The sequence below is a fragment of the Finegoldia magna ATCC 29328 genome, from assembly GCF_000010185.1.
In the GTDB taxonomy this organism is placed as follows: Bacteria; Bacillota; Clostridia; order Tissierellales; family Peptoniphilaceae; genus Finegoldia; species Finegoldia magna_H.
In genome coordinates, this window is sequence record NC_010376.1 from 1,100,883 (window position 1) to 1,114,425 (window position 13,543).

14 protein-coding genes are annotated in these 13,543 nt (G+C 30.0%); 2 read left to right on the forward strand and 12 right to left on the reverse strand.

Features of this window, described 5'->3' with window-relative positions; genetic code table 11:
- Positions 1-59 precede the first annotated feature (59 nt).
- Entirely contained in the window at positions 60-1,085 is a 1,026-nt protein-coding gene (locus FMG_RS05370) for an NAD(P)/FAD-dependent oxidoreductase (RefSeq protein WP_012290774.1), read from the forward strand.
- 22 nt (positions 1,086-1,107) lie between these two features.
- On the opposite strand, the gene FMG_RS05375 is transcribed toward FMG_RS05370, so the two are convergent.
- From FMG_RS05375 to FMG_RS05430, 12 genes are all read right to left on the reverse strand, one after another.
- Positions 1,108-2,457: a uracil-xanthine permease family protein gene (locus FMG_RS05375; protein ID WP_012290775.1), complete on the reverse strand. Its 1,350-nt coding sequence runs from the start codon at positions 2,455-2,457 to the stop codon at positions 1,108-1,110.
- A gap of 125 nt (positions 2,458-2,582) precedes the next feature.
- Positions 2,583-3,515 (reverse strand): carbamate kinase, encoded by a 933-nt coding sequence (arcC, locus tag FMG_RS05380; RefSeq protein ID WP_012290776.1) that lies wholly within the window; start codon positions 3,513-3,515, stop codon positions 2,583-2,585.
- Positions 3,516-3,643: 128 nt separating this feature from the next.
- Positions 3,644-3,982 carry a winged helix-turn-helix domain-containing protein gene (locus FMG_RS05385; RefSeq protein ID WP_012290777.1) on the reverse strand — a complete coding sequence of 113 codons (339 nt, stop codon included), beginning with the start codon at positions 3,980-3,982 and terminating at the stop codon, positions 3,644-3,646.
- The gene (locus FMG_RS05390) at positions 3,966-4,850 is read right to left on the reverse strand and encodes a hypothetical protein (RefSeq protein WP_002837782.1); all 885 of its coding nucleotides are present in this window, start codon (positions 4,848-4,850) and stop codon (positions 3,966-3,968) included. The genes FMG_RS05385 and FMG_RS05390 overlap by 17 nt, the downstream gene beginning before the upstream one ends.
- A gap of 53 nt (positions 4,851-4,903) precedes the next feature.
- Positions 4,904-6,598: a phosphoenolpyruvate--protein phosphotransferase gene (ptsP, locus tag FMG_RS05395; RefSeq protein ID WP_012290778.1), complete on the reverse strand. Its 1,695-nt coding sequence runs from the start codon at positions 6,596-6,598 to the stop codon at positions 4,904-4,906.
- Positions 6,599-6,657: 59 nt separating this feature from the next.
- On the reverse strand, positions 6,658-6,918 hold the full coding sequence (locus FMG_RS05400; protein ID WP_002836732.1) for an HPr family phosphocarrier protein: 261 nt from the start codon (positions 6,916-6,918) through the stop codon (positions 6,658-6,660).
- Positions 6,919-6,985: 67 nt separating this feature from the next.
- Entirely contained in the window at positions 6,986-7,993 is a 1,008-nt protein-coding gene (locus FMG_RS05405) for a LacI family DNA-binding transcriptional regulator (RefSeq protein ID WP_012290779.1), read from the reverse strand.
- Positions 7,994-8,899, reverse strand: coding sequence for a diacylglycerol/lipid kinase family protein (locus FMG_RS05410; protein ID WP_012290780.1), 906 nt, complete (start codon positions 8,897-8,899; stop codon positions 7,994-7,996).
- A gap of 156 nt (positions 8,900-9,055) precedes the next feature.
- The gene (locus FMG_RS05415) at positions 9,056-9,496 is read right to left on the reverse strand and encodes a hypothetical protein (RefSeq protein WP_002837755.1); all 441 of its coding nucleotides are present in this window, start codon (positions 9,494-9,496) and stop codon (positions 9,056-9,058) included.
- Positions 9,497-9,503: 7 nt separating this feature from the next.
- Complete coding sequence (locus FMG_RS05420; protein ID WP_012290781.1) at positions 9,504-10,127, reverse strand: YtxH domain-containing protein; 624 nt, start codon at positions 10,125-10,127, stop codon at positions 9,504-9,506.
- Between the two features lie 88 nt (positions 10,128-10,215).
- Positions 10,216-11,472 (reverse strand): zinc ribbon domain-containing protein, encoded by a 1,257-nt coding sequence (locus tag FMG_RS05425; protein ID WP_012290782.1) that lies wholly within the window; start codon positions 11,470-11,472, stop codon positions 10,216-10,218.
- A gap of 347 nt (positions 11,473-11,819) precedes the next feature.
- The gene (locus FMG_RS05430; RefSeq protein ID WP_012290783.1) at positions 11,820-12,641 is read right to left on the reverse strand and encodes an RluA family pseudouridine synthase; all 822 of its coding nucleotides are present in this window, start codon (positions 12,639-12,641) and stop codon (positions 11,820-11,822) included.
- 64 nt (positions 12,642-12,705) lie between these two features.
- Between FMG_RS05430 and FMG_RS05435 the strand changes: the two genes are divergently transcribed.
- Positions 12,706-13,527, forward strand: coding sequence for an NAD(+)/NADH kinase (locus FMG_RS05435; protein ID WP_002837640.1), 822 nt, complete (start codon positions 12,706-12,708; stop codon positions 13,525-13,527).
- Positions 13,528-13,543: the final 16 nt, after the last annotated feature.

Here is a 13,543-nt window from a genome sequence, read left to right on the forward strand (position 1 = left end):
GGTCAAATTTTCTGATATTATATAAATAATTAATAATATCAAATTAATAAGGAGACAAAATGAAACACTTAGTATTATGTGGCTGCGGTCACGGTCATATTTTTGTAATCAAAAATATTAAAGAAAAATATCCCGACATAAAAATTACTGTTATCACAGACAACGAATACCAATATTATTCTGGTATGTATACTGGTTTTTTGGAAGGAGTATATTCTCATGATGAGATATGCTTTGATGTACGAAAAGTTTGCGAAAAATACGGCGCTGAATTAATTTTTGATAAAATCGTAAAAATTGACGATGAAAACAAAAAGGTAATAGCTGAAAATCACACTGTAGACTACGATTATTTGAGTATAAATTTAGGAGCTACACAAAAGACAATTGGAAAAGGAGATAATGTAATCAATTCTAAACCTATTAATACGATTATCGATTTGAAAGAAAAAATCAAAGAAAATGATAAAAATATCCTAATATTAGGAGCTGGCGCAAGTGGATTGGAACTAGCTTTTGTGTTGAAAACTATTTATCCTGATAAAAATGTGTCTATTGTAACAAGAGGCAGCGTGAATATGGAAGGTTTTAGCGACAAAGCTAATATGAAAGCTAGAAAATTATTAAAGAAAAAAGGTATTAAAGTTTATGAAAACAAAAATGTATCATCAATTGATGAAATAGATATTGATTTTGATAAATTGATTATGTGCATCGGCTCTAGTGGTGTTAATGTTGATTTTGGTAATCTAAATACTACCGATAAAAACTTCTTAATTTCCGATGAATATATGAGAATTTCAGACAAAATATTTGCTGTTGGAGACTGTGTAAGTATCTACAAATATCCTAATTTACCAAAAGCAGGCGTGTATGCAATTAGGCAGTCGCCTATTTTGATGAAAAACATTGCACATACACTAAACAATGAAGAATTGGAATCTTATGTTCCAGACACCGATCCTATGCAAATTTTATATTGTGGAAATGAAAAAGCACTATTATACTACAAAGGATTTACTCTGTATTCACATCTTTCATTCGTATTAAAAAGATACATCGATAAAAAATATATGAAATATTAAAATCCCTCTTACGAGGGATTTTTTAATCTATTTCATTTCTTTCTTTTTCTTCTTGTTCTAATGTTTTTTCTGGAATTATAATATTCAAGAAAAATACAATCAATGTTGCTACGACTACTGGTGATGCTGTGAATACCATTCTGAACCATTGTGGGAAATATCTCACAGCGTTTGGTCCTACTTGTGTTATTCCCATACCAAGTGCTACACCCAATCCAACTATAGTTGTGTTTCTAATGCTCATTTCGCTTGATGTAATTAACTTCATACCACTCATAGCGATTTGTGCGAATACAGATATAGTCGCACCACCAATTACAGCTTGTGGAACCGAAAGCATCAATGCCCCAAATTTTGGAATCAATCCACAAATAAATACCATGCTAGCAGTAATCAACAAAACTTTTCTTGCTATTACTTTTGTCATAGATACAATTCCAACATTTTGTGAATAAGTTGCAGTTGGAAGAGCTCCTATGAATGCACCTATAACACTTACAAGACCATTTGCTTTGATACCACCAGACAATTCCACATCAGTCGGTTCACGATCCATTCCACCAATAGTGGTGCTCGTTAAATCACCTACTGCTTGAACAGAATTTACGATATACATAATTGACATTGTCAAGATAGCATCCAAATGGAATTGGAATTTAAAAGGATAAATTTGTGGAAGCATAAACCAAGAAGCATTAACAACATTGTCAAATTTAACCATGCCTAAAAATAATGATATTATATATCCTACAATAATTCCAACTAAAATTGCCGCTAATTTTATGTAACCTTTCATAAACATATTGCAAAATAAAACAACACACAAAGTTATAATCGCTACAACCCAGTTTCTTATTTCACCTTGCATTGGACCATTTCCACCTGACATATAATTTACAGCTACTGAATACAAACTAAGCCCAATAGTTAATACAACAGTTCCAGAAACAATCGGTGGGAAAAATTTCCTTATTTTTCCAATAAACATACCCGTGAAAATCGCTACAATACCACCTATCAGTTGTGATGCATAAACAGCTCCTATTCCATATTGTTTTCCAATTGATAGTAAAACAGGAATATAAGCAAAACTAACACCCATAATGACTGGTAATTTTGCACCAAATTTTAAAACTGGATACAATTGTAATAATGTAGCTATTGCAGCAATAAACATTCCAGCTTGAATCAAATAAATCGCTTGTGCATCTGTAATTGCATGCTCACTTGATTTCAAAGCACTTGCTAAGACTATTGATGGCAAAGCATTACCCACAATCATTGCCAATAAATGTTGCATAGCTATCGGAAATGATTTAAGCAAAGAAGGATTTCCATAATAATCAAACAATGAATTCGACTTACTTTCCATATACACTCTCCTTTATAATTTCATTAAAGTATATTTTATATTAAATTTGAAATAATTAAAAGAGTAATAAAAAAATACTTCCAAAAATCAAATCAACTTCATAATTTGTTTTGGAAGTACTACTATTATTTTACAAATCTAGTTCCTGTTAAACCGTTGATTCCCTCTTTTGCTTTTTCCAAAGAAGTAATCAAAGCGATTTTGTTATCACCTGATTGAATGAAGTTCAAGCAAGCCTTGACTTTTGGAAGCATAGATCCTTCTGCAAATTGTTTTTCTTCAATCAATTTGTGTGCTCTCGATAAGTTTAACTCATCCAATCCTTCTTCATTTTCTTTACCGTAATTAATACATACTTTTTCTACAGCAGTTAGAATGATTAAAAAATCTGCATCTGAAATTTCAGCTAATTTTTCAGAAGTAAAATCCTTGTCTATTACAGCACCTATTCCTTCTAATTGACCATCATTTTCTATAACAGGAATTCCTCCGCCCCCGCCAGCAATAACAATGAAATCTTCTTTTATCAAAGTATTGATTTCTTCTTTTTCGATAATGTCAATTGGTTTCGGTGATGGAACAACTCTTCTGTAGCCTCTGTTTGCATCTTCTTTAAAAGTATAGCCACTTTCTTTGGCAAGCTTTTCAGATTCTTCTTTTGAGTAAAATAGTCCTACTGGTTTTGTTGGATTAGAGAAAGCCTCATCGTTCTTGTCTACTTTAACTTGTGTAACTATAGTAGACACAGCATTTTTCATATTTCTTTTTGATAATTCATTTTTGATAGCCTTTTGTAAATGATATCCTATGTATCCTTGACTCATTGCAACACATTCTGCAAATGGCATATTTGAAATTTGTGAATTTGAATTGTGAGCTGTTTCCATAGCCAAATTTATCATACCCACTTGTGGACCATTACCATGGCAAACGATAACCTCATTACCGTCTTCAACCAAATCAACTATGGATACCGCGGTTTTTCTAACCGCTTTTATTTGTTCTTCCGGTGAATTTCCGAGAGCGTTTCCACCTAATGCTAAAACTACTTTTTTCATTTTATCTCCTTTTTATAAATTAAAAATAGTATCCAAATATAAAATCTCAATGCTAAACATTGAGATTTTAATTATTAGACACTTCGATAAATATATATTACACTTATTCTGTAAAAAATACAAGCATTTTAGAAAAATTTTGTAATATCTTCTGTTAAATTATTACTTGTTTTGTTAAAATTTGACATAGCTTTTTCATATTCTTCGATTAATTTGATTCCTGCATCAGTCAAAGTGGAACCTCCACCGTGCGCTCCGCCAATTTCAGTATCTACGAACTTTTCTCCATAAATTTTTTCGCTATTTTTAATAATATTAAAAGCTTTGCTGTAACTCATTTTGAGATTTTTTGAAGCTTTGTTCAGAGATTTTGTCTTGTTTATTTCTTTTAAAAGTAGATAATTTCCTTTTCCAAAAAATTTCTTACCATTATCATCTTCAAACCAGAACTTACAATTTACCTTCATCACCAAGCTCCTTTATTTTTTCTTCAGTTTCCTTGATCCATACAGGAATTATACAATCAAAGTCGTTGTATATTTTCAATATTCTATCAAACTCTTGCGTTAAATCAACTTCTTTTGATTCGTTCAATTTTGGTTCCAATATATCCAATATAGAGTAAATTGCAAGAATTCTGTAAAATAATCTTGGAATTTTTCCATTAAAATACGATTTTAATAATGAATAATAGAATATCCTGCTATTCTCATTTACTTCATTGATTTTTCTGAACTCATAGAAAGAATCTGCCATGTAACTGATATTTTTAGATACAAAATTCAAATTGTTATCGTCTGCATAAATAGATCCTATATTATCAAACAAATAAATGTTACTCAACTTTCTTGAATCAATCAAATATCTATTACTTTCGATATAATCAAAAACTATATAGTCCTTTTCACCTCTGAAATTTGTCATGGAATAATTGTATATAAGATTATTGATTTTGTAATTAAAAATCTTAGACCACGTAGTATCGTCGTCAATTTGGCTATTATCGTGAAGTTTTCTTAGAACTTTTCCCACTTCATTGCCAAGTTCGATTTGTTTTATTGGATTGATTTGTTCTGTAAGATTTTGAATGTATTTCTTGATAACAAAAGTATGCCCATTTTCAAATCCACTATCTTCAATCTTTGTAAATTTGTCGTTTAGCTCATACAATAAATTATTATTTCTTTTATTCAAATTCAAGAAAGACTCCAAGTCCCCTTCGTATATTTCCACAATATATTTGCCTGAATTAGTATTTACAATGTATTTATCATCTCGCAAATCACAATCGTGAATATCTTTATCTTTAAAAAATTGTAAATCTTTGATTTCCATATAATCACCAATACAATTTTATCATTAAACATCAGAATTTAAAAACAAAATATTTATTCAGAAATCTTCTTTTCAATTTCTGAAGTTTTTTTCAATTTTAAAATTTCATCAGCATAAATTTTTGCATCTTCAAATGAATTGTTAGCTATAATATCTTTGATTTTTGGAATTGATGCTGCAGGTGCAGAAAACTCATCTAAACCCATACCTAATAGAAGTTTCGTAGCCTTCGTATCTCCAGCAAATCCACCACACATTCCAGTCCATTTTCCATGTTCATGGCTTACATCTATAACTTTTTTTATAGCTCTTAAAACCGCTGGATTATATGTGTTATATAGGTTAGAAATTTTTTCATTACCTCTGTCGCTTGCCAAAATATATTGAGTCAAATCATTAGTTCCAATACTAAAGAAATCGACGTATTCTATTAAATCTTCAGCGACAATAACACTTGCTGGAGTTTCGATCATGATTCCAACTTCGATATTTTCATCAAAATCAATATTATCTTTTCTCAATTGTTTTTTATTATTCTCTATGATTTCAAGTGCATTCTCTATTTCTTCAACCGAAATAACCATAGGAAGCATTATTCTAATTTTTCCAAATGCAGAAGCTCTTAAAATAGCTTTAATTTGAGCATCAAAAACATCTCTCATATCAAAGCAAAATCTCAAAGCTCTCCAACCCAAAAATGGATTATCTTCTTTGGGGAATTTGTAATAAGGAAGTTCTTTATCTCCACCTATGTCCAAAGTTCTTATAATTACTGATTTTCCATCTAAAATTTCCACAACTTTTTTATAAGATTCAAATTGTTCATCTTCAGTTGGAAAATGGTCATTGTACATATACAAAAATTCTGTTCTGAATAATCCAACACCCTCAGCCCCGGATTCTAAACCTTTATCAAGATCTTCGATGTTTCCAATATTAGTCATTACATCAATGTCTTTTCCATCCTTAGTAATAGCTTTTTTATGCCTATTTTCTTCGAGCCTTAATTTTTCATTATCTAATTCAGATTTTATATTCTTATATTCTGAAATAGTTTTATCATCAGGATCAATTATACAAATTCCCTTAAATGAATCTATAATAACTGTTTGGGAATCCTTAACATGTTCTGTAATATCCTTCATTCCTACAAGACAAGCAATCCCTAAAGTTTGTGCAATAATTGATGTATGAGCGGTTTTCCCACCTAAATCCATCAAAAAACCTACTACATGATCTTTGTCAATTATAGATGTCTCGTAAGGAGTTAATTCTTTTGAAACCAAAATAGTATTAGGTTCCAACGAATCTAGTTTTTGATATTCAATTCCTTTAATCTTGTATAATAATTGTTGTCCTATATCCTTGTAATCCGCAGCTCTTTCTCTCATATACTCATTATCAAGAGACTCCATCATCACAACCATTTCATCTATTGTATCTGTTAGTGCTTTGTCACTTGAATTATTCTCGTTAATTTTTCCGATAACAGTTTCTGATAAAAAAGGATCATCCAACATACTCAAATGAGCTTCGATAACTTGTTTTTGTGTATCATTATCAACCTTAGTCTCAGATAAAATTGTTTTGTAATCATCCAAAGCTTTATTAAACTTATCTACATGAAGTTTAATTTCTTCGTCAGAAATTTTTTCGGTATTAATCTTAACTTCCTGTTTTCTCATAAGTTTAACTTTACCAATAGCTATCTGCTCACTTGCAATAATACCTTCTTTAATTAAACTCATATTACCTCCTTATAAACTAAAGCCGCCACAAAAGTGACGGCTATACATTCTTACTTGAATTAGTCTTCCAAATTTTCTATAAATTCAACTAGTTTTTTTAAATTTTCTTCTTCGTTTTCGCCATCTAATCTAACAGTAACTTCAGTATCTTGTGAAATACCTAAAGCCATAACGTTGAAAATAGATTTAGCGTTAGCTGTTTTTCCGTCTTTAATAAGCTCAACTTTACCATCAAAATTCTTTACAAATTGTACCAATGATGCAGCTGGACGAGCATGCAAACCAGTTTCATTTTTAACTATAACATTTTGTTCTACCATAATAATAATCCTCCTATGACTACTTTATTTATATCCTATTATTCGATTTTTTAAACAGGAAAATATTTTAATTGATATCTTTTACAGATTCTCTTTTCATTATTTGAGAACCTAGTATTGCTTTTTCATTAATAGTTTTGTTTTCTTTCAAGACCTTTACTAAAGTTCTCATTGATACTGCCCCAATATCATAATAAGGTTCTTGAACTGTAGTAAGAGTTGGTCTGTAAATACTTGTCATTGGTATATCTCCAAATCCGGATACAGAAATATCTTCAGGAACTTTTTTGTTGTTATCGTAGCAATAATTTATAAATCCAATAGCTTGTGCATCTTCACTAAAACTTACACAAGTTATATCTTGTAATTCTTTTAATTGGAAAATCTTATCTCCTGCTTCATAACCATCTTTTACAGAAACTCCTTCTGATGAGATTTCAAATTTTTCTAATTTCAAATCATCACAAGCTTGTCTGTATCCTTTTAATTTTTCTTGACCAATTTCAGTGTCTTGATTTTCTTTTACAAATAAAATTTTCTTGTGACCTAAATCATAAATATGATTAATCATATTTATCATAGCTTCTTTGTAATCTATTTGTACAGTATGAACATCTTTTATATTCCAGAACTTATCCAATTGAATATATGGAACTGTTTGATCCTTTAATTTAAAAATAACCTCTGGCTCAATATCTTCTGAAATCAAAATTATTCCTTCCACTTGCTTTGTGAACATGAAATCTATAATCTTTTTTTCTTGTTCCAAATCGCCATATGTAGAAGATAAAAGTATATCGTATTTGTACATTCTTCCAATTTCTTCGGCACCTCTTACAATTTGTGCCATGTATGGAATACCGATATCTTTCACTACAACGCCAATCAAATTGGATCTTTTCATTACCAAAGATCTTGCCAATTCATTTGGCTTAAAATCAAGTTTTTCGATTGCATCCAAAACTTTTCTACGTGCTTCTGGGCTTACAGGCTTAGAATCATTCATAACTCTAGATACTGTAGAAATCGAAACCCCAGCTAGTTTTGCTACATCTTTAATTGTTGGTGATGACATTTAATCGCTCCTTACTAAAATATTTATTGGTTTGTTATTAATCTCAACTTTCACTGGTAAATTTCCACCATATTCACCATCAACATCTCCTGGAACAGTCTGTGATGATTCAATGGTTAAAGTATCAGTTTGAAAATATAATACATCTTCAGAGTAGATATGCTTTGAACTAAAAGCATCTATCATAATCTGTGCAACTTCTTTAAGACGAGAATGTTTAATAATCAAAACATCTAATTTTTTATCATCGATTCTTGCTTGTGGGCAAATATTTTCAAATCCACCTACAGTATTCGAGTTTGAAATAATCATTATAGGCGATTTAACTTCTAAATAATCATCCTTAGTTTTGATTTTCAACTCCATAGGCTGATTCAATGTATTTGGAAGTTCTTTTAATCCTTCTACAATATAGGCCAGTCTACCAAAAATCGCTTTTTGAGCCTTATCAGTTACATAACTAACAGAAGCAATATTTCCTACTGCAAAAACGTTGATGAAAAATCTATGCGAATCATCATTACTTATCTTTCCGACGTCGCTTTTTATGATTTTACCCGTTTTAATCATTCTATATAATTTGTAAGGTGTTGATGGCAAGTCTAGATAAGTTGCGAAATCGTTTACTGTACCTGTAGAATATATCGTAATCGGAATATCACTTTCGCTATCGCAAATTCCATTTACAACTTCATTAACCGTTCCATCTCCGCCAGAAATAACTATCAAATCCCACTCATCTGAAGATGTGTTAAATGCCTCATTGTAAGCATCATTTTTCTTCTTTGTTTTAAAAAGTTGAACCACAAAATTATCTTCTATTAAATAATTAATTAGTTTCGTCAAATCTCTACTATGTGCTTGACTCCCAGACGATGGATTCGAGATAATTTTTATTTTTTTCATTCTATCCCATCTTTCCTTAATAGCATATCAAAAATTCAATCGTTTTTCAATAGGAATTTAACATTTTTACAATTGTTTTCATAGAAATAAAATAAACTTAAAATTTACAATAAGCCAATCAGAAATACTCCGATTGGCTTAAAAAATTTTATTCAATTATCTTCTAGCTAAACTTTTTACGAAATTGATAATATCCCTTGCAGATCCAACATAGTCTGCAGAATTTAAAAATCCGTATTTTATATTAGTAGCAGTATCTGTTACAGATTCTGCAACATAATCTACAGTATTAGATACATTGCTTGAAACAGATTCCACATGAGATAAAGTGTTACTTACATTATTTGTAATATTTCTTACATCTGGAGAAACATCGCCAATTAATCTATCGGCTTTATTAGTAATTCCTGATACATTATCCAAGATTTGTGGAACTTCGCCAATTGATCTATCGATATCCTTTTTATTATCTGCCAAAACAGCTTTTATGCTTTTGATTAGGTCAGTAAGTTTTAATAAGAATACGATTAAAGCAATTAAGAATCCAGATAAACAAATATATAATATTATTTTAAATATATATAAAGCATCTATCATTTCTTACCTACTTTTTGATTTCTTTTTTTACTTCTTTTGCTTCTTCTTTTGCAGTTTCAGCAGTTTTCTTTGCTTGTTTTTTTCCTTCTTCTACAGTTTTTTCTGCGCCTTCTTTTGCTTCTTCTGCGACTTTTTTAGCTGAATCTCCAACTTTTTTTGCTGAATCTTTTACTTGATCTTTAGTATCTTTTACATCTTCTTTGATATCTTTTGCGTCTTTTTTAACTACTTCTTTAAGATCTTCACCAAGAACTCCTAAATCATTTTTAACTTCGTCAAATTGATCAGAAACTCTATTTAATTCAGTCATTCCCCTATCTTGGAAATCTTGATATTTGTCTCTTACGCTGTCCGTAACATTATCTGCAGTTAACTTTACAGTGTCTACTGCATCGTTAAAATTATTTACTGCTGTTTTCTTAGTTTCTTCAGCAAATTTTTTGATATCTTTTCTAGTTTCTTCACCTGATTTAGGCGCTAATAATAAACCAGCTGCTAATCCTAATGAAGCACCGATAACTGTACCTAATGTAATTTTAGCTTCGTCTTCGTATTTACGTTTAGCAATTTCCCATTTGATTTGTCTTTCTTTTTCTCTTCTTTTATGTTCCAAGTAATCCATTAAACTCATAATAACATCTCCTTAAATAATTTTTTACTATGTTTTTATTATACCCTTTTATTAAAATGCTCAATCATTTTAATAAAATAATTATAATTTAGTCTTTTAAATACAATCTAACCCAAGTTTCCCAACCAACAGTTTGTTTAGGAGATTTTAATAGTCCATTTTTCCCTTTGGCTACAATTCTCACAAAATCTTGATCTTCTGTTAGATTTTTTTTACCTCTATCATTAAAATTATCTGTAGTAAGTCCTGTGTTTTTATCATTTACATATACAAGACAGTCTTCATCAATTGTTTTTCTGATTTCGTAATTTTTATCCCCACTTGTTACATCAAAATCAGGAAGAGATTTACTGATATCTACCGTGTCCCAATTAATAGTATTATTCTTAGAGAAAAATGACAAATCAAAATTTTGTCTCAAAGTTAAATCATTTGATTCAATTACTAAAACTTTCTTTCCAGCAAATGCATATTCCGATGCATTTTCTACACTCAACTTTGCATTTATTGGATTTTCTATTGTAAGTTTGATTGGATCTATCAAAATTTTATATCCATCATTTCCTTTAACCATCTTTATTGGATTAGTACTTTTGTATGATTTATTTGATTTTAATTTTGCTTCATCATCCTCTAACCATTTCAAAATAGTCGCTTGATGCTCTGGATTAGAATTTATTTCGTTTATAAATTCTTCTGCATCTTTGTTTTTAAAAGGTATAGATTGGTTTGAAGATTGAACAACGCTTATCATTTGTTCTGATGATTTTGATTGCACAGATTGTATGAATTTAGCTTTTACAGATTCTGCAGTGATGGTTCTTTCTGCTAATTTTTCTTGAAACATTGGTTTTATGTATTTGATTCCAAATACAATACCAATTAATAAAGCTATTCCAATAACTGACAAGATAATTTTTTTAATTATAGGTGACTTATCATCATCGTAATCGTAATAATCATAGTAATCTTCATAATCGTTGTTTGTTTCTTGATATGCTTTTTTTCTTTCTTCTTTCAAGGATTCTGATTCAATATTTACAACATTTAACCTGTCTGTAGTGTCTTGATTTGAGTATTTATTCTCATGATAATTATTCTTCTCATTAGAATGATTTTCTTCATAAGAATTTAAAAATTCTTCATTTTCTGTTAATCCAAGCTTATGGTTTTGAGTTTCGTTTCTAAATTTAGAAGCTTCTAACAAAAAATCTTCGAATGTTTTGCCTTCAGAAGAATAATCATCATCTTTTGAAAAATCATGACCACATACTCTACAAAATCTATCTTCATTGCCTACAAATGAATTACAATTTGGGCACTTTTTTAAATTAGAATCTTTCATAATATCACTCACCTTATCTATCATATATTATACATTTTCATGCTACTTAAGTGAATAGATAACCTAAAATTAAATGCATAATAAAAAAGCATGAGATTTTTCCCATGCTAATAAGCGAAATCGCTTTTATTCACAAAATATCCTCAGAAGACCCTAATCAATTAATGACCTTCAGTATGTGAAGGTGGGTTGACTGTATCAAACATCTGGCATCCCTTCAAGGAGGGCTCGTCATCAATTATCAAACGTCCGTCATCCCTTATAGAGTGTGTCGGTTTAATTTTTCAGGGTTCCTCTTCTGAGGTTAATTTAATTATACTACAACGTAAAATTGTTTTCAAGGGAAGTTATTCTTTCAAATAATCTTTGAATCTCTGTGGAAGATTTGTCGTAATATTATGGTACTCCCCTTTCATATCCACAAATTCTATTTCATTAGCGTGAAGCATTTGGGTAAAATTTTCAATTTTTTCTCCATACAAGCTATCTGCAACTATTGGACAATTGATATATTCCATGCTAACTCTTATCTGATGAGTTCTTCCTGTTAATAGCTCTAAACTTACCAATGAATAATCGCCATAATTTTTCAAATTTTCCAAAATTGTCACGCTCTTTTTCCCATTTTCATCAATTTCTGTTTTAATTCCATCTCGTTTCAAATTCAATTCTATCTTTTGGTCTTTAGGATTTCCTTTAACAATCGCCAAATATTTTTTCTTAAATGAGTTTTTTTGATAATATGCTTGTGCTATTTTGTTTTTCGCAACCATTACAACACCTGATGTGTCTTGATCCAATCTATTTATAAATCTAACTTTCTGCTTAATATTTCTTTGTTCAAACAAATAAGACACGAAATTTGCCAAGCTTTTTTCTCCATCTTTATTCATAGTTAGCTTGTCAGGTTTATTTAATACGAAAATATCATCATCTTCATAAAGAACTTCGATGTCCATGTTAATTGGCTCATATTTGTTTTCTTCATCCCTAAGATTGATAGTTACAATATCTCCTTTTTCTAACTTAGAGTTTCTCTTAGCATGTTTCCCATTTATAAAAATATCGTCTTTGTAAATACTGATGAATAAATTATGGGAAATGTGATTTTTTTTCAAAAATTCATCTAATCTTATTTTTTTATCTACATTAAAACTAATTTGTCTCATTGTTTAAATCTCCAGTTATTTGGTATAATAAAATTATAACAAATATTAGGAGCTTTTAGAATAAATGAACAATAACAGCAAAATTATAAATATATATGTAAACGATAACCAAAAATCGCTGGAAACAGCGCTGATTGTCAAAGATAAATTAGAACAGAAAGGATTCAAACCTACATTTGATTTTGACGAAAATGCACTAATTAATCTATGCATTGGCGGGGATGGTGCTTTTTTAAGAGCTGTTCATAAATACGAGTTTTCAACAATTCCTTTCGTTGGAATAAATACAGGACATCTTGGATTTTATCAAGAAATTTTAATTCCAAATATCGACAAATTTATTTCAGATTTAATCAATGAAAATTATGGAATTGAAAAAATTTCTTTACTAGAATCAAAAACCGCAATCAGAAATAGCAGCAAAACTTATACACACAAAGCACTTAACGAGTTCGTAGTAAAAAGCGATGACTCCTCTATTGTATATTTGGATGTATACATCGATGATAATCACTTAGAATCATTTGCTGGAGATGGAATAATAGTCTCCACTCCTTCTGGGTCAACTGCATATAACTTCTCAGCGGGTGGATCTGTTTTGTATCATGGTCTAGATGGTTTCCAAGTGACTCCACTAGCTCCAATTAATTCGAAAGCTTATCGTTCACTTTTGAATTCTCTTGTAGTTCCATCGAAAAGTAATGTTACATTGTATTTTAGAGACCACAATTTTGACAGAAAAAGTTCCATAGTTTTGGCAGACGGATTGAACAGAAGCTATGATAATGTAGATTATGTAAATTTCACTTATTCTGATCAATATATCAACAAATTAGTTTTCTTAAAAGACTGGTATTGGTTAAATATCAAAGACAAATTCTTATAAAAAGAAAAACATGGAT